The 872-nt window shown below is 67.3% G+C and carries 1 protein-coding gene; it reads left to right on the top strand.

Annotation, left to right across the window (positions count from 1 at the left end):
• On the top strand, positions 1–872 hold an 872-nt coding region (locus PMES_RS16295; protein WP_328809173.1), incomplete at both ends, for a transposase domain-containing protein.

An 872-nucleotide genomic window follows, 5' to 3' on the forward strand; every position in this document is an offset into this window, starting at 1 on the left:
GAGGCGCGGTTCCGGCTGCGGGTTGTGCAGGCGGTGATGGCCAGCACCCGGTCGGGACTGACACGCTCCCAGGCGGTCACGCAGATCTCCTATGCCGAGGCCAAATCGGCGCGGACGATCTGGTCCTGGCTGGGCATGACCGAGGGCGTGGCTGCCGCCGACTGGCTGATGTGCCTTGCGCCGGCCTATGCCACAGGGGCGCGGGCGCGGGCCAGCGCCGATACGTCCGACTTCATGGAGCTGGTGACCGGCGACTTCCTGCGCCTCGAGGCGCCCAGCCTTGCCACCTGTTACCGCCGCGCGGTTCGGGTCGCCGAGGCCCGCGGTCTGGCGACACTGCCACTGCATACGGTGCGCCGCCGCATCAAGGCCGAGATCCCGCGCGCCACGCAAATCTATCGCCGCGAGGGCTATACCGGCCTTGCCAAATGCTTCCCGCCGCAAATCCGGGACCGCTCCAGCCTGCACGCCCTCGAGGCGGTAAACGCCGATTGCCACCGCTTCGATGTCTTCGTGAACTGGCCGGGGATGACCACGCCGACGCGGGCGCAGATCGTGGCGTTCCAGGACGTGTATTCGGGCAAGATCCTCAGCTGGCGCATCGATCATACGCCCAACAAGGTGATGGTGATGGCGGCCTTCGGCGATCTCGTCGAGGAATGGGGCATCCCGCAGCATTGCCTCTTCGACAACGGGCGCGAGTTTGCCAACAAGTGGATGACCGGCGGCGCGAAGACACGCTTCCGCTTCACGGTCCGCGATGACGATCCGGCCGGGGTGATGACCCTGATGGGGATCGAGCTGCACTGGGCGACGCCGGGGCATGGCCAGGCGAAGCCGATCGAGCGTGCCTTTCGGGATTTCGCGGACAA

Origin of the sequence: Profundibacterium mesophilum KAUST100406-0324 (assembly GCF_009835145.1) — a bacterium.
Taxonomy (GTDB): domain Bacteria; phylum Pseudomonadota; class Alphaproteobacteria; order Rhodobacterales; family Rhodobacteraceae; genus Profundibacterium; species Profundibacterium mesophilum.